The 20,696-nt window shown below is 73.1% G+C and carries 14 protein-coding genes and 1 pseudogene; 3 read left to right on the top strand and 12 right to left on the bottom strand.

Translation table 11 applies throughout. The features are described 5' to 3' along the window. Positions 1-55 precede the first annotated feature (55 nt). Both AB0937_RS26545 and AB0937_RS26550 read right to left on the bottom strand, forming a co-directional pair. Positions 56-886 carry an ABC transporter ATP-binding protein gene (locus AB0937_RS26545; RefSeq protein WP_366714764.1) on the bottom strand — a complete coding sequence of 277 codons (831 nt, stop codon included), beginning with the start codon at positions 884-886 and terminating at the stop codon, positions 56-58. Next, a complete protein-coding gene (locus AB0937_RS26550) occupies positions 879-1,793 on the bottom strand; it encodes an ABC transporter permease (protein WP_366714766.1) in 915 nt (304 codons plus the stop codon). The genes AB0937_RS26545 and AB0937_RS26550 overlap by 8 nt, the downstream gene beginning before the upstream one ends. Positions 1,794-1,974: 181 nt before the next feature. On the opposite strand from AB0937_RS26550, the gene AB0937_RS26555 reads away from it, so the two are divergent. Beyond that, on the top strand, positions 1,975-2,601 hold the full coding sequence (locus AB0937_RS26555) for a TetR/AcrR family transcriptional regulator (protein WP_366714768.1): 627 nt from the start codon (positions 1,975-1,977) through the stop codon (positions 2,599-2,601). A 25-nt stretch (positions 2,602-2,626) separates the two neighbouring features. Here the strand turns inward: AB0937_RS26555 and galE are convergent, their stop codons facing one another. Together galE and AB0937_RS26565 are read right to left on the bottom strand one after the other, a co-directional pair. After that, a complete protein-coding gene (gene galE, locus AB0937_RS26560) occupies positions 2,627-3,607 on the bottom strand; it encodes a UDP-glucose 4-epimerase GalE (RefSeq protein WP_366714770.1) in 981 nt (326 codons plus the stop codon). Between the two features lie 86 nt (positions 3,608-3,693). Beyond that, complete coding sequence (locus AB0937_RS26565; protein WP_366714771.1) at positions 3,694-5,364, bottom strand: glycosyltransferase family 2 protein; 1,671 nt, start codon at positions 5,362-5,364, stop codon at positions 3,694-3,696. A gap of 314 nt (positions 5,365-5,678) precedes the next feature. Here AB0937_RS26565 and AB0937_RS26570 point away from each other — a divergent pair. Next, positions 5,679-6,062, top strand: a pseudogene (locus AB0937_RS26570) (glycosyltransferase family 39 protein); the annotation flags it as partial. Between the two features lie 902 nt (positions 6,063-6,964). Here the strand turns inward: AB0937_RS26570 and AB0937_RS26575 are convergent. Then, positions 6,965-7,486, bottom strand: a complete 522-nt coding sequence (locus AB0937_RS26575; RefSeq protein ID WP_366714773.1) for a MarR family transcriptional regulator — start codon at positions 7,484-7,486, stop codon at positions 6,965-6,967. A gap of 122 nt (positions 7,487-7,608) precedes the next feature. Here AB0937_RS26575 and AB0937_RS26580 point away from each other — a divergent pair, with 122 nt between their 5' ends. Further along, positions 7,609-8,022, top strand: coding sequence for an organic hydroperoxide resistance protein (locus AB0937_RS26580; protein WP_366714775.1), 414 nt, complete (start codon positions 7,609-7,611; stop codon positions 8,020-8,022). Here the strand turns inward: AB0937_RS26580 and AB0937_RS26585 are convergent. The 7 genes from AB0937_RS26585 to AB0937_RS26615 all read right to left on the bottom strand — a co-directional run bounded on the left by AB0937_RS26585 (position 8,012) and on the right by AB0937_RS26615 (position 20,670). Then, positions 8,012-9,592 (bottom strand): hypothetical protein, encoded by a 1,581-nt coding sequence (locus AB0937_RS26585; RefSeq protein WP_366714776.1) that lies wholly within the window; start codon positions 9,590-9,592, stop codon positions 8,012-8,014. The two genes, AB0937_RS26580 and AB0937_RS26585, sit on opposite strands and share 11 nt — an antisense overlap. Positions 9,593-9,695: 103 nt before the next feature. Beyond that, entirely contained in the window at positions 9,696-11,501 is a 1,806-nt protein-coding gene (locus AB0937_RS26590; protein ID WP_366714778.1) for a hypothetical protein, read from the bottom strand. Then, positions 11,498-13,738, bottom strand: a complete 2,241-nt coding sequence (locus AB0937_RS26595) for a CDP-glycerol glycerophosphotransferase family protein (protein WP_366714780.1) — start codon at positions 13,736-13,738, stop codon at positions 11,498-11,500. Before AB0937_RS26595 ends, AB0937_RS26590 begins: the two co-directional genes overlap by 4 nt. Positions 13,739-13,746: 8 nt before the next feature. Then, positions 13,747-15,945 (bottom strand): CDP-glycerol glycerophosphotransferase family protein, encoded by a 2,199-nt coding sequence (locus tag AB0937_RS26600; RefSeq protein WP_366714782.1) that lies wholly within the window; start codon positions 15,943-15,945, stop codon positions 13,747-13,749. 180 nt (positions 15,946-16,125) lie between these two features. After that, positions 16,126-18,387: a bifunctional glycosyltransferase family 2 protein/CDP-glycerol:glycerophosphate glycerophosphotransferase gene (locus AB0937_RS26605; protein WP_366714784.1), complete on the bottom strand. Its 2,262-nt coding sequence runs from the start codon at positions 18,385-18,387 to the stop codon at positions 16,126-16,128. A gap of 142 nt (positions 18,388-18,529) precedes the next feature. Continuing rightward, positions 18,530-19,390, bottom strand: coding sequence for a carbohydrate ABC transporter permease (locus AB0937_RS26610; protein WP_366714786.1), 861 nt, complete (start codon positions 19,388-19,390; stop codon positions 18,530-18,532). Continuing rightward, positions 19,387-20,670, bottom strand: coding sequence for a sugar ABC transporter permease (locus AB0937_RS26615; protein WP_366714948.1), 1,284 nt, complete (start codon positions 20,668-20,670; stop codon positions 19,387-19,389). Before AB0937_RS26615 ends, AB0937_RS26610 begins: the two co-directional genes overlap by 4 nt. Positions 20,671-20,696 lie beyond the last annotated feature (26 nt).

Raw genomic sequence — 20,696 nt, forward strand, 5'->3', positions numbered from 1 at the left:
CACCATATGCGGTCATGCTGCCATCAATGGGGCAAAAAGGCCGACTGAATGGGCCTCACGAGGGAACGGCGGCCTTCGGCTTGGGCTTCGGCTTCGGTGTCTTCTCCCCGGTGAACGCCTCGTACTCCTTGAGGACGTCGTCCGTCGGCCCGTCCATGCGCAGCTCGCCGCGCTCCAGCCACAGCACCCGGTCGCAGGTGTCGCGGATCGACTTGTTGTTGTGGCTGACCAGGAACACCGTGCCCGCGTGCTTGCGCAGCTCGCGGATGCGCTGCTCCGACCGCTTCTGGAAGGAGCGGTCGCCGGTGGCCAGTGCCTCGTCGATCAACAGCACGTCGTGGTCCTTGGCGGCGGCGATGGAGAACCGCAGCCGGGCGGCCATGCCGGAGGAGTACGTGCGCATCGGCAGCGTGATGAAGTCGCCCTTGTCGTTGATGCCCGAGAAGTCGACGATCTCCTGGTAGCGGTCCCTGACCTGCTCGCGGGACATGCCCATGGCCAGACCGCCGAGGTGCACGTTTCGCTCGCCGGTGAGGTCGTTCATCAGGGCGGCGTTGACACCGAGCAGGGACGGCTGGCCGTCGGTGTAGATGCGGCCGTTCTCCACGGGCAGGAGGCCGGCGACGGCCTTCAGCAGGGTCGACTTGCCGGAGCCGTTGGTGCCGATCAGGCCGATCGCCTCGCCCCGGTAGGCGACGAAGGACACGTTCCGCACGGCGTGCACCCGGCGCACACCCGACGCCTTCTCGGTCTGCTTGCGGCGCACGATGCGGTTGAGGGCGGCGGTCGCGGAGCCGCGTCCGGCGCCGGTGCCGTTCACGCGGTAGACGATGTCGACGCCGTCGGCCACGACGGTGGGGATCTTCTCGCTCGGGTGCTCAGCCACGGCCGTAGGTCTCCTCAGCCTTCCAGAAGTAGATGAAGCCGCCGACGCCGGCGAGCAGCGCCCAGCCGGCGGCGATCGCCCAGACGTGGGCGGGCAGCTGGCTCGCGTGGAAGCTGTCGATCAGGGCGAAGCGCATCAGGTCGATGTAGATCGCGGCCGGGTTGGCCGCCAGCGCCACCTTGACCGCATGCGGCAGGTGGTCGTTCTGCGCCAGCTTGTCGAGGCTCCACATGACGCCCGAGACGTACATCCAGGTGCGCAGGATGAACGGCATCAGCTGGGCGATGTCCGGCGTCTTGGCGCCCCACCTGGCCATGATCATAGAGACGCCGGCGTTGAAGGTGAACTGCAGCGCCAGGGCCGGGAGCGCCAGCAGCCAGGAGGCGGAGAGCGGCACGCCGAAGCAGAGCAGGATCACGACCAGCGCGCCCATCGAGAACAGCAGCTGCTGGAGCTGCTGCAGGCAGAAGGAGATCGGCAGTGCGGCGCGCGGGAAGTGCAGGGCCCGCACCAGGCCGAGGTTGCCGGAGATCGCGCGGGTGCCCGCCATGATCGAGCTCTGCGTGAACGTCCAGATGAACACGCCCGTGACCAGGAACGGGATGTAGTCCGGCACGCCGTGCTTGGTGCCGAGCAGCACGCCGAAGATGAAGTAGTACACCGCCGCGTTCAGCAGCGGGGTCATCACCTGCCAGACCTGGCCGAGCTTCGCCTGGCTGTACTGGGCGGTGAGCTTGGCGGTGGCGAACGCGGTGATGAAGTGGCGGCGGGCCCACAGCCGGCGGACGTACTCGGGCAGGGAGGGCCGCGCGCCGCTGACCGAGAGGCCGTGGCGGGCGGCGAGGGCCGCGAGGTCGTGGCCGGCCGGGGCCGGGGGCTGGGGCGGTGTGTGGAGGACCGTACTCACATCCGCTGCTTTCGCTCGGGGGGGGGCGTGGGACCCGGGCCCACGAAGTCCGGAAGGAGGGTTCTCACCGGACTCTTCATGAACTCTTACGTCGGGACGGGACCGTATCGTCGTAACGGGAGCGTACGACGGTCCAACGTCGGAACGCAACCGTTTCGTCGTGACGCCCTATGCTGTCGGCATGACGACGAAGCCCGACGAGCCCCAGCAGCCCCCGCGCCGCCGGGCCCCCGCGGGGGCGGCCGTACTGCGGGAGGACGTGACCGAAGCGATCCGGGCCGCCGTCTTCGAGGAGCTCGCGGCCGTCGGCTACGCGCGGATGTCCATCGAGGGGATCGCGCGCCGGGCGGGCGTCGGGAAGACGGCGGTGTACCGCCGCTGGCGCTCGAAGCTGCACCTGGTGCTCGACATCGTCTCGGCGCTCGCCGTGCAGGGCCTGCCGGCGCCGGACACCGGCTCCCTGGAGGGCGACCTGCGGCTTCTCTACGAGGTGACGTCCCGTGCCCTGCGCCACCCGGTCGCCTCGCAGATCATCCCAGACCTCCAGGCGGAGGCCGCCCGCAACCCGGAGATCGCCGAGGCCATGCAGAAGGCCCTGCGGGAGGGCCAGGACGGGGTCGCCACCGGCATCGTCACGGCGGCGGCACGCCGCGGCGAACTCCGCGAGGGCATCGACCACGACCTGGCCCTCGACCTGATCTCGGGCCCGCTGTACTGGCGCTCGGTGGTGATCCGCAGCCCGAAACTGCCGAAGGGGTACCTGGCCGCACTGGCCCGGGCCACTGCGGAGGGGCTGAAGGCGTTGTAAGGAGCTCGCGAGCGGCTCGGGCCGGTCAGACCCGACCCGCCTCCGGGTGCAGCCGTACCCATCCCTCCCACGCGGACGTGATCATGTCCTGCACGTCCAGGCGGGCCTTCCAGCCCAGCTCCGTGGCCGCGCGGTCGGCGGAGGCGACGACGCGTGCCGGGTCGCCGGGGCGGCGGGGGACGACCGCCGGCGGCCGGTCGTGGCGGGTGACCGTGTTGATGCGGTCGATCATCTCCAGGACGGAGACGCCCTCCCCCCGGCCGATGTTGAGCGTCAGGTCGCGGCCGGGAGAGGAGCGCAGCACCCGGGCCGCCGCGACATGCGCCTCGGCCAGGTCCACCACGTGGATGTAGTCGCGTACGCAGGTGCCGTCCGGAGTCGGGTAGTCGTCGCCGAACACGCGCGGTGGCGCGTCCTCCGTGAGTCTCTCGAACACCATCGGCACGAGGTTGAAGACGCCGGTGTCCGCGAGCTCCGGGCCCGCCGCGCCCGCCACGTTGAAGTAGCGCAGGGACGCCGTCGACAGCCCGGTCGCCCGGCCGGTCGCGCGCACCAGCCACTCACCGGCCAGCTTGGTCTCGCCGTACGGCGACATGGGCGCGCACGGCGTCTCCTCCGTGACCAGGTCCACGTCCGGCATGCCGTACACCGCCGCCGAGGAGGAGAAGACGAACGACGGCACCTTCGCCGCCGTCACGGCGTCCAGCAGGACCCGCAGGCCCTCGACGTTCTCCCGGTAGTAGTGCAGCGGCCGTTCGACGGACTCGCCCACCTGCTTCTTCGCCGCGAGGTGGACGACGCCGGTGACCGCGTGGTCCGCGAGGGTGCGGGCGAGCAGCTCGGCGTCCAGGGTCGAGCCCACCACCAGCGGCACCCCGTCGGGCACGCGCTCGGCGATGCCGCTGGACAGGTCGTCGTACACCACCGCGCGCTCGCCCGCCGCGGTCATCGCCCGTACGACATGCGCGCCGATGTAGCCGGCGCCGCCGGTGATCAACCAGGTCATGTGCGGCCGTCCCCTCGTCAGTTGGCCCGTGGTGGTGGTGCTGTGCGCGCTGATCCGTCGCGGTCGTCGTCGCTGTCGTCGTGCCTTCAGTGAAGCAGGCGGCGCAGTCGTGCGCGTACGACCGACAGCACACCGCGTACGCCGGGGGCCACCCGCAGCGCCAGCGCGCCGGAGTGAGTGGTGTACGGCTGTACGAGAACCACGCCCTGCCGGGTGCTCGGGACGGCGCTGCGGCGCAGCAGACCGGCGCCCCGGCGGGCGCGCGCCGTGACGTCGCGGCGCGTGCCGTCCTGGAAGCGGAGGCGGAGGCGCAGGTCCCAGGTGCCCGTGCCGAACGCGGCCAGGGCGGGGAGGTCGACGGCCGTCTCCGCCGACCAGGTGCCGACGGCCCCGGCGTCGTGGGAGCCCGTGGCGCACGGCACGAGCGGCACGGCCGCACCGGGCACCACCACGTCCCCGTCGTCCCGGTGCCGCCACTCCACCTCCACCGCCTCCGGCCCCGCCTGCGCCACCCGCCCGTACAGCTCGTGCAGGCGCAGCCGCAGCCGGGTGCCCCGCGCGCCCGGCCGCAGCTCCGCGTCGACGGCGAGGGGCAGCGCGCGTACCGGCCTGGTCCGCAGGGGCTCCAGGGAGACCTGCGGCAGGCCGTCCGACCAGACGGGCGTGCCGTCGGCGGCGCGTGCGTACGGTGGGCACAGCCGGGCCGGGCGGGCCGCGAGCTCCCGCAGCCGGGGAAGATCGCACGGCTCCGGGGAGGCCAGGACGACCTGCCCGACCAGCCGCCCGGGGGCGGCCGGGTTGCGGGCCCAGTCGTCGGCGTCGTACTCCGCGAGGTACGCCCGCGTGAGCTCCCACCATGTCCGCCGGTAGGCGGCGTCGCGCAGTCCCAGTTCGCGCACGTACATCCGCAGGTCGTGGTCGAGGAACTTGGCGCGCACGGCCCGCGCGAGTTCCTTCTGCCCGGCGCCCAGCAGCACCTCGTACGCCTGCCGGCACGCCTCCGTGCGGGCCCGCCAGTTCTCGACGCCGGCCCGGTCCAGGGAGATCGACAGCCGTCCGGCCGAACGGCGCACGTGCCAGAGGTAGACCCGGTCCGGGACCAGGGCGATGCGCGGGGCCGCGGCCAGCACCCGCGCGGTGAACACGACGTCCTCGTAGGGGAAGCGGCCCTCGGGGAAGCGGATGCCGTGCGCGCGCAGGAAGTCGGTGCGGTAGAGCTTGTTGACGCAGAGCGTGTCGTGGACCAGGCGGGGGCGCTCCGAGGGGTGCGAAACCACGGTGTGCAGCCCGTAGAGGCGTTCCTGCCAGGCCACTTCGCGCCCGGACGGCAGCTCCCGGCGTACGCACAGACCGCCCGCGACCTCCGCGTGCGCGTCCTTTGCCGCTCGGACCAGCGCCTCGGCCGCGCCGGGCGGCAGGACGTCGTCGCTGTCCAGGAACATCACGTACGGCGAGGTCACCGCACTGAGCCCGGTGTTGCGCGGGGTGCCGCAGCCGCCGCTGTTGACCCGGCGGCGGATCACCTTCAGACGGGGCTCCGAGGCGGCCAGCCGTTCCAGCAGGGCGGCGCTGCCGTCCTTCGAGCAGTCGTCGACGGCCACCACCTCGCGCACGACCGGTCCCTGCGCGAGCGCCGAGCGCACGGCGTCCCTCACGTGCGCGGCGTCGTCGTAACCGATCACCACGACGGCCACCCGGGAACGCGGCTCCCGGGTGACGCGCTCGGTCTCGCTCCCGGTCTCACTCTCGGCATTCATCACGGCGGATCGTAAGCCGGGCGAATGACATGAAAGTGATAACACACCATCAAAACCGGGCTAAGTATCCCATCCGGCACAGAATCGAGGCCGTGAAGAGCGGACAGTCGAGGGGGAGCGGCCGGTTCGCCACCGGGGTGGTGCCCGTGGCGGTCCCCATGGCGGTGATGCTCGCCATCGGGCTGTGGGGGCTGGACCGCGGCGGGATGTGGGGGGACGAGAGCGTCACCTTCCAGGTCGCGCAGCGCACGTTCCCGCAGATCTGGCGGCTGCTGCACGACGTGGACGCGGTGCACGGCCTGTACTACCTGTGCATGCACGCCGTCCTCGCCGTCCACCCGGACGAGGTCGTGCTGCGCCTGCCGTCGGTGTGCGCGGCGGCGGCGACCGCCGGTCTGGTCGGGGCCCTGGGTGTCCGGCTGGCCGGGCCCCGGACCGGCCTGTGCGCCGGCGTCCTCTATGCGATCACCCCGATGACCGGCCACTACGCTCAGGAGGGACGGTCGTACGCGCTGGTCGCGGCGGGTGTGGCGGGGGCGACCCTGCTGCTCCTGAGGGCCGTCGGCGGGGCGGGTGCCCGCATCTGGTGGGCGTACGGGACGGTCGTCGCCGTGACTTGCGCGCTGCACGAGCTGGCGCTGCCGGTGCTGGGCGCGCACGCGCTGACGCTGGCGCTGCTGCGGGTGCCGAGGAGGGTGTGGTCCGGCTGGGCGCGGGCGGCGGGGGCGGTGGTGCTGCTTCTGCTGCCGCTGGTGTGGGTGTCGCAGGGGCAGGCCGGGCAGGTGGCGTGGCTGGTGTCGCCCGGGTGGGACCGGGTCGAGCGGCTCGCCCGGAACTTCACCCCCGGGCCGGCGGGGCCGGTGTTCTGGGGGGCGCTGCTGCTGGTGGCCGTGGGGCTGCGGGAGCGGCGCACGGCCGCGGTCGCCGGGCCGCTGCTGCTCGTGCCGCCGGGGATCCTGATGACGGTGTCGCAGGTCCGGCCGCTCTACCACGACCGTTACGTGCTCTACGCGCTGGCGGGCGCGTCCCTGCTGGTCGCGGCGGGGGCCGCACGGATCGCCGCGGTGCTGGGGCGGGTGCGGTTCGACGGGCGGCGGCTGCGGGTCCGCGGCCGGCAGCCGCGCGTCCTGGTGGGCCTCACCGGTGTCCTCGTGCTCACCGTCACGTTCCTGGTCCAGCTGCCCGTGCTCCGCCAGGACCGCTCCGCCGCCCACCGCCCGGACAACCTCGCCATGGTCTCCGCGCTGGCCGTCCGCCAGATGCGCCCCGGCGACCCGGTGCTGTTCGTGCCGTCGGTCGGCAGGCTCGCCGCGCTGGCCTACCCGAAGGGGTTCCAGCGGGTTCGGGACATCGCGCTGCGGGGTTCCGTGCCCCGCTCCGGGACGCTGTGGGGCCGTGAGGCGACCCCCGGTGAGCTGCGGCGGCGACTGGCCTCGGTGGACCGCGTCTGGGTCGTCGCCGAGGCGCACGCACTGGACCCGCGCCGGCCTCCGTCCGACCCGGTGGAGCGGACCAAGCTCGCCGTCCTGGCCGAGGAGTTCACCGTCCGCGCGGAGTACGTCCAGCGGGAACGAGTCCGCGACGACGTACTCCTGCGCCTCTACGCCCGGCGCCGGCCCGGAGACGCGCCGGACGGCTGCTCGGCGGCGGACGGGCCGCCCTGCCCTTCCGCGAGAGCCGCGGCCGCGTCCAGTGCCGTGGTGAGCTCGTCGAGGCGGGCGCGCAGGGTGCGGATCTCCTCGGCGCCGAAGCCGGTCGAGGACGCGATCCGGCGCGGCACCTGAAGCGCCCGCGCGCGCAGCGCGACGCCCTCCTCGGTCAGCCGCACCTCCACCGACCGCTCGTCGCGCGCACTGCGCTCCCGGCGCACCAGACCGGCCGCCTCCAGTCGCTTGAGCAGTGGCGACAACGTGCCGGAGTCGAGACGCAGGTGCTCGCCGAGCTTCTTCACGGGCAGCTCGTCGTGCTCCCACAGCACCAGCATCACCAGGTACTGCGGGTAGGTGAGACCGAGGTCCTTGAGGATCCCGCGGTAGACGCCGTTGAAGGCGCGGGAGGCCGCGTGCAGGGAGAAGCAGATCTGCTGGTCCAAGCGGAGCCAGTCGTCGTCCGGCGTGTTCATGCTCCCAGGATAGCTCGCGCCCATCATTCAATTGCACACAACTGAATTGTGTGCTCTAATTCTGGATGTCGGGCGGCCCGGAAGCGGGCCGCCGAACGTTGACGTGAGAGGGAAGGTTTTCCATGGACGCGCTCTACACCGCTGTCGCCACCGCCACCCACGGCCGCGACGGCCGCGCCGTCAGCTCCGACGGCGTGCTGGACCTCGCCCTGGGCGTGCCCCAGGCGATGGGCGGCAACGGCCAGGGCACCAACCCCGAGCAGCTCTTCGCCGCCGGTTACGCCGCCTGCTTCGGCAGCGCCCTCGGCCTCGTCGGCCGCGGGGCCAAGGTCGACGTCAGCGACGCCGCCGTGACCGCCGAGGTCTCCATAGGCAAGCAGGGCGAGGGCTTCGGCCTCGCCGTCATCCTCCGCGTGGAACTGCCCGACAGCGTGGACGAGGCGACCGGCCGCAAGCTCGTCGAGCAGGCCCACCAGGTCTGCCCGTACTCCAACGCCACCCGCGGCAACATCGAGGTCGACCTCGTCATCGAGTGACCACCCGGCCGCCACCCCCGACCCGCGCCAGCACCTCCCCCGTCCGTCTGCTCCACGCCACCACCACGGCCTCCTCGGGCACCGGGTGCCAGCGCGTCAGCAGCAGCCAGCGCACGTGGTAGCGGCGGACGAGGGCGGACCGCTCGGCGCGGGTCGAACCGGGGGCCAGATACGCGCGGACGTCGGCCGCCCGGCGCTTGCGCTCCCGCTCGTCCAGGGCGGGGTCGGGCCAGATGGGCGCGGCGAGGTTCGGCCCGTACCCGGCGATGGCGTGGGAGGCGAGGTACCCGTCGGTGATCACCACCTCGCCGGGCCCGATGTGCCGGGCCGCCCAGTCGTACGACGGCCAGCGCGTCGGCTGCGCGAACCCCACCGGGTCCACCGAGCGCGGCACCACCGCCCCGGCGTGCACGGTGACGAACCCGACGCACACCCCGGCCGCCGCCGCCCCGCCCAGCACCCGCCGGGCCCGCCGCCAGGGCCGGGGCGCCGCCAGCTCCACCGCCAGGGCGAACTGCAGCGGCACCAGCACGGCCCACAGGGCCCGGGCATACGTGTAGTGCCCGCTCGCCCAGCCGTACGCCACCAGCAGGCACTCCAGCAGGAACATCCACACCAGCGGATCACGCACCGACCTGCGGGCCCGCACCCACAGCGCGGGCAGGCCGACGAGCGCGAGCCAGGAGTTGGCGAGCATCCTCTCGTACAGCTGACGGTGCATCGCGTCCATGCCGGTGTCGCCCACCAGCGTCAGCACGTCGTAGTACGGCCACGCCACGGCGACGGCCGCGCAGGCCGACCCCGCCAGCGCCCAGCGCGCCACGACCGGGCGGCGCCACCCGCGCTGCCGGGCCGCCACGAGCGCCACCGCCCCGGTCAGCGCCGAGGCCGCCGTGACGGGATGGGTGAGCAGGACCAGCGCGTACAGCACGCCGATCCCGGCGTACCCCCACCAGCCGCCGAGCCCGCTCGGACCGACGAAGCGCACAGCGGGGGCGTCGTCCCCCGCGCGCCGGCCCGTCCAGGCCCACGCCCAGAACGTCAGGCCGATGGCGAGCGCGGACGGGTAGCCCAGGTTCGTCGTCATCGGCATCAGCCCGAGGTAGCCGCTCCACAGGATCCGCGTGCTGCCCCACAGCAGTGTCATGAACAGCAGCGCCCACACCGGCGCCCAGGGGCGCGGGGTGAGGGACCTGACGAACCGGCCGAGGCCCGTCAGCAGCACCACCAGGTGCACCGGTCCGGCGAGCTTCACGACCTCCCAGCCGGACAGCCCCGTCAGCCGCGCCAGCAGGCCCTGGGCGACGGCGTACGGGCCGTAGTAGGGGCTGCCCTCACCCGGCAGGTCGGCCATGGTGTGGGCCGGGTGGAGCAAGTCGGCCTTGAGTCGCTCCACGACCGCCGCGTGCTGCCCGGCGTCGCAGCACAGCGGGACCCGCCAGTAGGCCAGCGTCATCACCAGCCAGAACAGGGCGCCGTAGAACTGGTACGGGGTGAGCCGTCCGGCACGGCCGCCGCGCAGCGCCGTCGCGCCGCGCACAGCCCGCCGGGCGAGAGCCGGGGCGCTCACCGGAGGGCGGAAGGGGTCTGGGGCATGCGCCGAATGTTCCCGCCCCTCCGCATGCCCTGACCCCGGATCACTTCATCGGGTGAACGCCCCCACCTGCCGGCCGTCACTCGCACAGCGCCCGCTGCGCCGCCACCGGCCAGCGCGCGAACCGGAACCGCGTCCGCTCGACCGACCCGGTGAGGTTCCGCCAGAACCGCCCGGCGGTGAGCGGCGCGCGCACCGACTCCCGCAGCTCGGCCAGTTCGCCGCAGCCCAGCGCCGCCCGGGCCGCCGCGACCGCCTCCCGCGAGGCCCCGGCCCGCAGCAGGTCGCGCTGCGGCGGGTGCTCCGCCGCCCACTCGGCGAAGATCCAGTAGTTGCGCAGGAACTTCTCGTGCCCGGGCCAGCTCCACCGCTCCAGCGCCAGATGCGCGCCGACCGGACTGGCCAGACCCCAGGCGTCGTTGACGTAGGCGTCCAGCGGCGCTGCCGCTCCCGTCACTCCGAGATGACGGCCCACGATCACCACCCGGTACGGGGCGTCCGGGCGCATCGGCGTGGCGTGCAGCCGCCGCCCGGCGTCGAAGTAGAGCAGCGTCGGCCCGTCCGCACGCTGTGCCCGGGCCAGCATGGCGCGCCCCTCGGGCAGGGCGGGCCAGCCGGACACCCAGGTGGCGGTGCGCACCGGGTTGTGGTCGCCGAGGCTCTCCACGTCGGAACTGCGCACGTTGAACGACCCGGGTGTGCTGCGCACGTCGAACGGCGCCCGCAGTGGGCTGACCGCCGCGCACAGCCACACCACCAGCAGCGTGCCCGCGACACCGGTGACCTTGGTCGCGGGCACGACCAGCACCGGCAGGAGCAGCAGGAGCAGGGCCGGCAGGATCATGCGGGCGTGCATGTAGTCGCCGCCCACGCGCACCACGTACCCGGCCAGCAGCACACCCGCGGCGAGCGGCGCCGGCAGGACCGCGAGCGAGGCCCGCCCCGGGACACGGCCGCGCTGCTCCCGGCGGGCGCGCCGCACCAGCAGGACGGCGAGCGTCCCGAGCACCGGCACGACGGGCCACAGCCAGTACGGCCCGAGCGTCTCCTGCACGTACCCGGCGCCCCGGCTCCAGTCGCTGGCGCTCGCCTCCTTGGCGATGGCGGGCAGCGGCACCAGGATCCCGTAGTAACCCGCCCGGAAGACCTCGTACGCCAGCGGCACCGCGCCCGCCGAGGCCAGCGTCGCCGCCGCGCCCCGCCGGGAGGGACGCAGCACCCACCACTGCGCTGCCAGGAAGCACACCGTGACCACCGCCAGATCGGGCCTCACCAGCGCACCCAGCCCGAACACGAAGGCCGCAGCGTACGTCTCACGGCCCTCCTGGCCACGCCTCGTCCGCACCAGCAGCCACCACGACAGGCCGGTCCAGAAGACGCCGAGGCCGCTCTCCAGACCCGACGTCATGTACGACCAGAACGGCGGCACCGCCAGCAGCACGAACACCCCCGCCGGGAGCAGCAGCCCGGCGCCCCGGTGCAGTCGGCACGTGGCGAGCAGGGCGAACGCGAACCCGGCGGTGCTCAGCAGCAGCCCCAGTCCGACCGCGAGGAACGCCGGGTCCTCGCCGGTGACCCAGGTGGTCAGCGCGAGCAGCCACTGCCAGAGGGTGCCCGTCGAACTCTCCGCCCGCTCCCCGACGTTGAACACCGGCCCGTTGCCCGCCAGGATCTGCCGGACCGGACGCAGGTAGATGAGCCCGTCGTCGCAGATCCAGCGGCGCCGGTAGCCCAGGACGAACAGGGCCGCGGTGGGCACGGCGACCAGGGCGGCGTGCCACCACCGCACCGGCAGCAGCCGCTCGGCGCCGGCGCCCGGCCGGGCCGAGGTGGCCCGCTGACCGGGCAGGGAGGAAACGGCCTCGGGGGTCGCGGGAGTTCTCATCTCTCGATCAGCGCCTCGGGTCGGATGCGGACACCCTCGGTCCGGCGGGCCGCCGGCAGCAGCGCCCCGCCCCGCTCGCCGAGCATCAGCAGCCGGACGACCCGCTCGGCGGCCCGCCCGTCCTCGAACTCGCAGTACCGCTCACGGAAACCGGAGCGCAGCCGCGCCGCCTCCGCGTCCTGCCAGGTGCCGGACGCGAACAGCCAGGCCAGCTCCCGGTACGAGCGCGACACATGGCCCGGCGCGTCGGCCGTGATGTCGAAGTAGGCGCCCCGGCTGGCCGCGAACGCGCCCCAGTCGTCGGCGTGGACCACGATCGGCCGGTCCAGCAGGGCGTAGTCGAACATCAGGGCCGAGTAGTCGGTGACCAGCACGTCGGAGGCGAGCATCACGTCCTCGACGTGCGGTTCGTCCGTCGCGTCCACCAGCACGCCCCGCCGGTGCAGGTCGGACAGGCCGAGGCCGCGTGCGACGCCCGCCGCGAGCGACGGGTGCAGCCGGACGACCAGCGTGTGCCCGGGGCCCAGGTCCTCGGCGAAGCGGGCGAGGTCGAACCGGTCGACATGGCCGCCCCGCCGGTAGTCGCGGCGGGTCGGCGCGTACAGCACGACCGTGTCACCGGCCGGGACGCCGAGCCGCTCGCGCACCTCGCGGCCCCGCTCCGGACCGGCGCCGACCAGCACGTCGTTGCGCGGGCTGCCGGTCCGCAGCGAGGTGAAGCGGCACGGATAGGCCCGCTCCCACGCCCGCTCCGCGTGCCGCCCCGCGACCAGGCTGTAGTCCCAGCGGTCGGCGCGGCGCAGCATCTGCGGCACGTCGAACCCGTGCCGGGCCCCCGGCTTGGCCAGCAGGTCGGCGCCCATGTACTTGAGCGGGGTGCCCTGGTGGGTGTGGATGTGCACGCTGCCGGGGCGCTTGGCCAGGGTGCCGGGCCAGTTGACGTTGTTCACCCAGTACGTGGCCCGGGCCATGACCTCGTGGTAGCGCCGCGAGCCCGGCGTCACATGGTCGATGCCGGGCGGCAGCGCGTCCACCGCGTCCTCCCGCACCACCCACACGCCCCGGATGTGCGGGGCGATCTCGCACGCCTTCGCGTGGATCGCGGCCGGATCACCGCTCACGCCCCGGTGGTGGGTCGCCGAGTAGACGGCCAGGTGCGGATCGAGGGGGCGCTTCGACTGGGTCGCGTACCAGGCGCGCCGGGCCGTCTCCGACGCCTTCCCGACCACCCTCCGCCGCCTGCCCAGTGCGGCGGCCCGCAGGTCCCGCAGCCCGCGCGCCGCCGCGTACGACGCGTAGGGCGACGAGGCCAGCAGCCGCATCTCGACGCCGCGCCAGCCGCCCGGCAGCGGAAAGCCGCCCTCGGGGAGGTGACGGCGGTGGAAGGAGCGGATCTCCCGGTAGAAGTCGCCCCGGTCGGCGGGCCGCACCCGCTCCTCGCGGGCCAGCACGAACAGCATGTGGTCCAGCGCCCGTTCCAGCAGCAGCGGCCGCGCCCAGCCGAGGTCGGGACGCTGCTCCAGGAACGCGAACAGGCCCTCGTACTGCGGGAAGATGTCGAAGTGCCGCCGCCCGGGCGTCCTGGTGATCGCGCCCTGCCGGCGCTGCCGGTACTCCACACCGATCCGGTCCAGGCAGGCGATGCGCTCGGCCAGCACCATCGACCGGTAGGTGACCGGCGCGTCCTCGTACAGCCCCGCCGCGTACCGCAGGCCGTGCTCCTGGACGAACGACCGCCGGTAGGCCTTGTTCCAGGCGACCAGGAACAGGTTCAGGTACTGCGGGCTCTCCCGGATGCCGAACGTCTCCAGGCCCGCCGCGGCCAGCAGGTCCGCCGCCTCGCTGCGCCCGCCCCGGCCCCACCAGTGGGTACGCACGTGGTCGAAGACCAGGATGTCCGGGTCGCCGGTCAGCGCCAGCCGGGCGGCGACGGCGGCCAGCAGGCCCGGCGTGTAGTGGTCGTCGCTGTCCAGGAACAGCACGTAGTCGCCGGCCGCCTGCGCGAGGCCCGCGTTGCGGGCCCGGCCGAGGCCCACGTTCTCGGACAGGTGCAGCACCCGCACCCGGTCGTCGCGGGCGGCGTACTCGTCGAGGATCGCCCCGCTGCCGTCGGGCGAGCGGTCGTCGACGGCGATCACCTCGAAGTCGCCGTGGGACTGGCCGAGCACCGAGTCGAGACACTCGCGCAGGAAGCCCTGCACCTTGTAGACGGGGACGATGATGCTGAAGCGGGGCACTTCTTCGGTCAGCTCCTTGTGAGGGTGGCGGCGGGGGCCGGGACGCGCTCCGCGAGCGGCACCACGTGCGGGATCGACTCGGGCGGCTCCCCCAGCAGCACCCGGCGCACGACGCGCTCGGCGGCCCGCCCGTCGTCGAACTGGCAGAAGCGCTCCCGGAACGCGGCCCGCAGGGACGCGGCGGACCCGTCCGCCCAGGAACCGTCGCGGAAGACGGCCGCCAGCTCCTCGGGCGTCCGGGCGACCCGGCCGGGCGGGAGCTCCATCAGGTCGAAGTAGACGCCCCGGGTCTCCCGGTAGACGTCCCAGTCGTCGGCGTACACGACGATCGGCCGGTCCAGATTGGCGTAGTCGAACATGATCGACGAGTAGTCCGTGATCAGCGCGTCCGCGGCCAGGCACACGTCCTCCGACGAGCGGTGCCCCGTGACGTCGATGATCCGCCCGCCGCCCCTGCTCGCCCCCTGGTCGTAGAAGTAGTGGGCGCGCAGCAGCACCACGTAGTCGTCGCCGATCGCCTCGCAGAACTCCGCCAGGTCCAGACCCGTCTCGAAGCCGGTGGCGTAGTCGCGGTGCGTGGGCGCGTAGAGCAGGGCCTTCTTGCCGTCGGGGACGCCCAGTTCCTTGCGGACGCGGGCCACGTCCTCGGCGGACGCCGTGCAGTAGACGTCGTTGCGCGGATAGCCGTACTCGAGGGTCTCGTGCGCGCTGGGGAACGCCCGCTCCCACATCTCGGTGGAGTGCCGGTTGGAGGTGAGGTTGTAGTCCCAGCGGTCCACCCGGGCCAGCAGCCTGGCGAAGCTGCCGGTCGCCGCGGCCACCACGGGGTAGGTCGCCTGGTCGGCGCCCATCGTCTTCAGCGGCGTGCCGTGCTGGGTCTGCAGGTGCACGCTGCCGGGCCGCTTGACCACGGCGTCGGCGAAGTTGGCGTTGTTGACCAGGTACTTGGCACGGGCCAGCACCTCCCAGTACTTCCGGCTCCCGAGCACCGCGTGTTCCACGTCCGGCGGCACGCTGCCCACCGCGTCCGGCTCCACCAGGAACACCGCGCGCAGGTGCGGCGCCAGCTCGCGGGCCTTGGCGTGGATCGCGGCCGGGTTGCAGGCGTAGCCGCGACCCCAGTAGGCGCAGTACACGACGAGGTTCTCGTCGAGCGGCAGGCGCAGGCCCACCGCGTACCGCAGCCGGGTGCGCAGTCCGCGCGGGCGGGGGAGCAGCGCGGCGGCCCGCGACGCCGTCCGGTTGGCGGCGCGCAGGGCACGGAACGCCGGGTACGACCCGGAGGCGAGCAGCCGGTGCTGGACGCCGAGGCTGCCACCGGGCGCCCGGTACCCGGCGGGGCGGTGCCGCCGGTAGAGCACGCTCGCCCGCCGGAAGAACGCCCGGCGCCCGGACGTCAGCCGCCGGGGGTGGGCGGCCGTCTTCAGCACGGCGGCGAAGAGCTGCTCGAACAGCGGCTTCAGCCGGTCCGCCGCCAGGTTCTGCTCCGCGGCCCGCGCCAGCACCAGTTCGCACTGGTCGAGCAACTCGGTGTGGTGCTCGCCGGGCAGTCCCAGCCGGTTGCCCTGCCGGCGCAGCAGATGCCGGACGACGACCGTGCGCAGCGCCGCCACCCGCTCCGCCCGCAGGGCGACCAGCCCGCCGAAACCGATGTCCGTGTAGTGCTCCCCGGGGAAGGCGAGGTTCTGCCCGGTGAGGAAGGCCCGCCGGTAGAGCGCGCTCCACGCGGGGAGTGCCACGCCCGTCAGCCGCGGGGCCCGGCCCGGGGCGAAGGCCCCGTCCGGTGTCCTGGCCAGCAGGGGAGCGGCCGGGTTGGTCGGCTCGCCCTCCCACCAGGGAGTGCGCTCGTGTTCGAAGTACAGCACGTCCACGTCTCCCGTCTCGCCCAGCCGGGCGTCCAGCGCCGCCAGCGCCCCCGGGACCAGGACGTCGTCGCCGTCGAGGAACAGCACGTAGCCGCCGACCGCCGCCTTCAGCGCGGTGTTGCGGGCCCCGGCCAGACCGTCCGACGGCGGCGAGTGCACCGGCGTCACCCGGGAGTCCCGCTCGGCGTACCCGGCGACGACGTCCGCCGCCGGCGCGTCGGGCGCGTCGCACACCGGGATCAGCTCGAAGTCGCCGAACGACTGGGCGAGGACCGAGTCCAGCGCCAGGGACAGCCGGCCCGCGACGCCATGGGACGGGACGACGATGCTGAAGCGGGGCATTCTGCTCTTTCTGTCGAGGGCGGTCTGCCCGGGGCGGTCTTCACGAGGTGGTGGAGGCGGGCCGTCTCATCCGGCGCGCGGGCGTCCCGGACGCCCGGACGGACGCCACGAGGGCGGTCTGCTGGGCGTCGGCCGCGACGGGCTGGAGGGCATGCGGACTCCCCGGGGTGCGAACCGCGGTCAGAGGCGGTCGGTGACGACGGGCGGACCGGCCGGCAACGGCACCGTGGTGAGCGGCTCACGCGTCAGCGAGGCCGCCGCCGACGGCACCGGGCGGCGCTCGCCGAGCGGCACGACCGGCGGCAGCTCCGACTCCCCGAGGACGACCCTGCGCACCACCCGCTCGGCGGCCCGGCCGTCGTCGTAGGTGCAGAACCGCTCGCGGAACGCCGCCCGCAGCTGGGCCGAGCGGGAGCCGCGCCAGTGGCCGGTGGCGAAGATGTCGATCAGCTCGTCCTCGCCGCGGGCGACCGCGCCCGGCGGGAAGGCGAGCAGATCGAAGTAGGTGCCCCGGGCCGCGTCGTACGCCTCCCAGTCGTCGGCGTGGACCACGATCGGCCGGTCCAGGTTGGCGTAGTCGAACATCAGCGACGAGTAGTCCGTGACCAGGGCGTCCGACGCCAGGCAGAGCGACTCCACGCTCGGGTGGCCGGAGACGTCGACGACCCGGCCGCAGGTGGTGGTCAGCGGGGCGTCGTAGGAGTGGTGGGCGCGGGCCAGGACGACGAAGCGCGGGCCGAGGCGGCGCACGATCCGCTGGAGGTCGAGGGCGTGGCGCTGGGAGCGGCGGTAGTCGCGGTGGGTCGGCGCGTACAGGATCGCCACCGCGCCCCGGGGGATGCCGAGCGAGGCGCGCAGCCGGGCCACGTCCGCCGGGGTCGCGGTCCGGAAGACGTCGTTGCGGGGGTAGCCGTACTCCAGCGTGGTGTAGCGGCCGGGGTGGACGCGCTCGTGGGTCAGGGTGGTGTGGCGGTTGGCGGACAGCACGTAGTCCCAGCGGTCGACGTCCTTCAGCAGCCGTGCGAAGTCCCGGCCGCGGGCCGCCGCGGGGCGCTCCTGGAGGTCGAGGCCGATGTGCCCGAGCGGAGTGCCGTGCCCGGTCTGGATCAGGACCTGGCCCCGGCGCTTGGCCAGCCGGTCGTCGAAGCCGGTGTTGGTGACCAGGTAGCGGGAGCGGGCGAGCGCCGTCCAGTAGGCGGCCGTCCCGGGGACGACGCGGCGCGGGCCGGGCGGGATCGTGTGGTGGTGCTCGCGGCGGGCGATCCACGCCGTGCGGATGTGCGGCGCGAGGTCACGGAAGGCCGCCTCCAGCGCGCCGGGGTTGCAGCCGTGGCCGCGGCCGTCGTAGGCGGCGAAGGCGGCGCGGTCGGCGCGCAGCGGCAGGCAGCGCTGGACGCGGTAGTGGGTCCTGAGGGCGGCCGACCGCAGGCCCCGCAGCAGCTTCCCGGCGCCCCGGGCGGCGGCGCGGTGCACCGCCGACGCCAGCTGGAGGGTGCGGTAGGTGCGGTGCAGGCCGAAGCGGATCAGGACGTGGTGGATCCGGCAGCGCAGGGAGGCGGGGACGCCGGGGGTGCGGTAGCGCCGGTAGTGGGCGCGGGCCCGGCGCATGAAGTCGGCGCGCGAGCCCCGGGGCAGCCGGTCCGGCCGGGAGTACACGATGGCCAGGTGGTGCACCATGCGGCGGAACAACACCGGCCGCCACCGGGCCAGTTCGGGACGCTCGTCGACGAACGCGAACACCCGGTCGTACTGCTCGAAGACGTCGAAGTGCCGCTCGCTGGTGGTGCGCAGAATGCTGCCCTGCCGCCGCTGCCGGTAGTGCACGCAGACCCGGTCGAGGGTCGCGATCGACTCGGCGGTCATCAGCACCGGGTACGTCCACGGCGTGTCCTCGTAGACGCCGGGCGGGAAGACGAAGCCCCCCTCCTCGACGAACTCCCGCCGGTAGGCCTTGTTCCAGGCGACCATCAGCAGCCGCAGCAGCGCCGGCCGGTCCTCCAGGCGGAACGGCGCCGGGCCCTGCTCGGTGAGCTGCAGGGCCGCCTGGTTGCGGATCGCCTCCCCGGTCCAGAAGGTGCGCGCGTAGTCGAAGACCAGCACGTCCGGCTCGCCCGTCTCCTTCAGCCGGTCGGCGATCGAGCGCAGCGCGTCGGACGTGAGAGTGTCGTCGCCGTCGAGGAACAGCAGGTAGTCGCCGCTCGCGTGCGCCACGCCGGCGTTTCTCGCGCGGCCCAGACCGACGTTCTCCGGCAGGTGGACGTGGCGGACGCGCGTGTCACGGGCGGCGAACTCGTCGATGATCGCACCGCACCCGTCCGGCGAGCAGTCGTCGACGACGATCAGCTCCAGATCGCGACAGGACTGGGAGAGCACCGATTCGAGGCACTCGTGCAGGTACGCCTGAACCTGGTACGCGGGGACAATGACACTGAACCTGGGCAAGAGGCCATCCATCGGTCGGCGCGGGCGTTCGGCCCGGGAACGGCCGATGGGCCGACTTGGTTACGGCGGCTACGGCATACGGGGGAACGCGGAAGGGGCGGACCGCCCCCGGCCCACCCCTCCAACTGCCTTGCTCTGAAAGCTATTTGACCGCGCCGGCCATCACGCCGGACACGAACTGCCGCTGGAACGCGAAGAAGACGGCCAGCGGGACCACCATCGAGATGAACGCACCGGGTGCCAGCACGTCGATGTTGTTGCCGAACTGCCGTACCTGCGTCTGCAGTGCGACCGTGATGGGCTGGCTCCCGGAGTCCGAGAAGATCAGCGCGACCAGCAGGTCGTTCCACACCCACAGGAACTGGAAGATGCCGAGCGCCGCGATCGCCGGGGCGCCGAGCGGCATCACGACACGGAAGAACAGGCGCAGTTCACCCGCCCCGTCCAGGCGTGCCGCCTCCAGCAGCTCGCGCGGGATCTCCGCGAAGAAGTTCCGCAGCAGGAACACCGCGAACGGCAGTCCGAAACCGACGTGGAAGAGCACCACGCCGAGCACCGAGCCGAAGACGCCGATCTTGCCGAAGAGTTCGGCGATCGGGATCAGCGCCACCTGCACGGGCACGACCAACAGGCCGACCACGCCCAGGAACCACCAGTCCCGGCCCGGGAACTCCATCCAGGCGAAGGCGTAGCCGGCCAGCGAGCCGATGATCACCACCAGCAGGGTCGCCGGGACGGTGATCCACACCGTGTTCAGCAGGCTGCTGGTGATGTCTTCGTTCTCCAGCAGCTTCCGGTAGCTGTCGAAGGTGATCTGGGAGGGCTCGGTGAACACGTTCCACCAGCCGCTCGCCGCGATGTCCTCCGGCGCGCGGAGACTGGACAGCAGCAGCCCGATGGTCGGTACCAGCCAGAACAGCGCGACGACGATGAGGAACACTCGCAGCAGCCCGCCGCCGACCCCCTCGGCGAGCCGCGAACCCAGCGACTGCTTGGCCTTCATCGCCGCACCTCCCGCCTGAGCCTGCGTACGTTGAACCACATCACCGGGATCACGAGCAGCAGCAGGAACACCGAGATGGCGCTGGCGATGCCCGGCTGGTCCTCGGAGAACCCCTTGCGGTACAGCTCCAGGGCGAGGACGTTCGCGTCGTCCTGGGAGGAGCCGGGGGCGATGATGAAGACCAGGTCGAAGATCTTCAGCACGTTGATCATCAGGGTGACGGCGACGACCGCGAGGACCGGCGCCAGCAGCGGCACCGTGACCCGTCTGAACACCTGCCACTCGCTCGCGCCGTCGACCCGGGCCGCCTCCAGCAGCTCCCGGGGCACGCTCGCCAGCCCGGCCGCGATCAGCACCATCGCGAAGCCCGCCCACATCCAGATGTACGAGCCGATGATGGCCGGGGTGACCAGGGACGGGCCGAGCCAGTCCAGGCCGTTGTACGGCTCCTTGAAGTTGCTCGCCGGGAGCCGGAGCTGGGCCCCGTCGGCCGAGGCGGGCAGGGTGAAGGTGCCGTCGCCCGCAGCCGTCGTCGACGCGACGACCCTGCCGTCCTTCACGGCCTCGATCCTCATCCCGGCGTAGCCGAGTTCGCCCGGGTCGACACCGTTGAGTTTGCCCACGCCCTTGCCCCGCGTGAAGTCCTGCCAGGTCGTGCCCGTGACCTTGTCCGGCTCGGGCTCCGGCGCCGCCGCGGCCTTCGCTCCGTCGGGCATCTGATCCGGCGCCACACCCACCAGGGGCAGCGAGACCGCCTCGCCCGTGCGGACGGGCGACGTGGTGATGAACGCGCCCCCGCCGGCCGGCTTCAGCGGCGAGTCGCGGCCCGGGTGGGCCTTCGGGAACGCCGACGCCTGGGCGAACGTGTCGTGCACGCCCACCCACACCGCGTTCGCGACGCCCTTGTCCGGGTCCTGGTCGTACACCAGGCGGAAGATGATGCCCGCCGCCAGCATCGAGATCGCCATCGGCATGAAGACGACCAGCTTGAACGCCGTACCCCAGCGCACCCGTTCGGTCAGCACCGCGAAGATCAGGCCGAGCGCCGTCGCGACCGTCGGCGCGAACACCACCCAGATGATGTTGTTCTTCAGCGCGGTGCGGATGCCCTCGTCGGTGAAGAGGGCCTTGTAGTTGTCTATTCCGGCGAAGCCGTCACCGGACTGGTCGTAGAAGCTGCGCACGACCGAGTACCCGATCGGGTACACCACGAGCGCGCCGAGCAGGACGAACGCGGGCAGCAGGAACAGCGCCGCGACGGTCCTGCGGGTGCCGGTCACACTCTTGCGCGACTTGGGAGCGGCAG

Origin of the sequence: Streptomyces sp. NPDC047880, from assembly GCF_040706515.1 — a bacterium.
GTDB lineage: Bacteria > Actinomycetota > Actinomycetes > Streptomycetales > Streptomycetaceae > Streptomyces.

Excerpts from the sequence above, each read along its gene's own strand:
- AB0937_RS26610 (WP_366714786.1), bottom strand. The coding sequence starts at position 19,390 with ATGAAGGCCAAGCAGTCGCTGGGTTCGCGGCTCGCCGAGGGGGTCGGC.
- AB0937_RS26555 (WP_366714768.1), top strand. The coding sequence starts at position 1,975 with ATGACGACGAAGCCCGACGAGCCCCAGCAGCCCCCGCGCCGCCGGGCC.
- AB0937_RS26575 (WP_366714773.1), bottom strand. The coding sequence starts at position 7,486 with ATGAACACGCCGGACGACGACTGGCTCCGCTTGGACCAGCAGATCTGC.
- AB0937_RS26590 (WP_366714778.1), bottom strand. The coding sequence starts at position 11,501 with ATGAGAACTCCCGCGACCCCCGAGGCCGTTTCCTCCCTGCCCGGTCAG.
- AB0937_RS26565 (WP_366714771.1), bottom strand. The coding sequence starts at position 5,364 with ATGAATGCCGAGAGTGAGACCGGGAGCGAGACCGAGCGCGTCACCCGG.
- AB0937_RS26600 (WP_366714782.1), bottom strand. The coding sequence starts at position 15,945 with ATGCCCCGCTTCAGCATCGTCGTCCCGTCCCATGGCGTCGCGGGCCGG.
- galE (WP_366714770.1), bottom strand. The coding sequence starts at position 3,607 with ATGACCTGGTTGATCACCGGCGGCGCCGGCTACATCGGCGCGCATGTC.
- AB0937_RS26580 (WP_366714775.1), top strand. The coding sequence starts at position 7,609 with ATGGACGCGCTCTACACCGCTGTCGCCACCGCCACCCACGGCCGCGAC.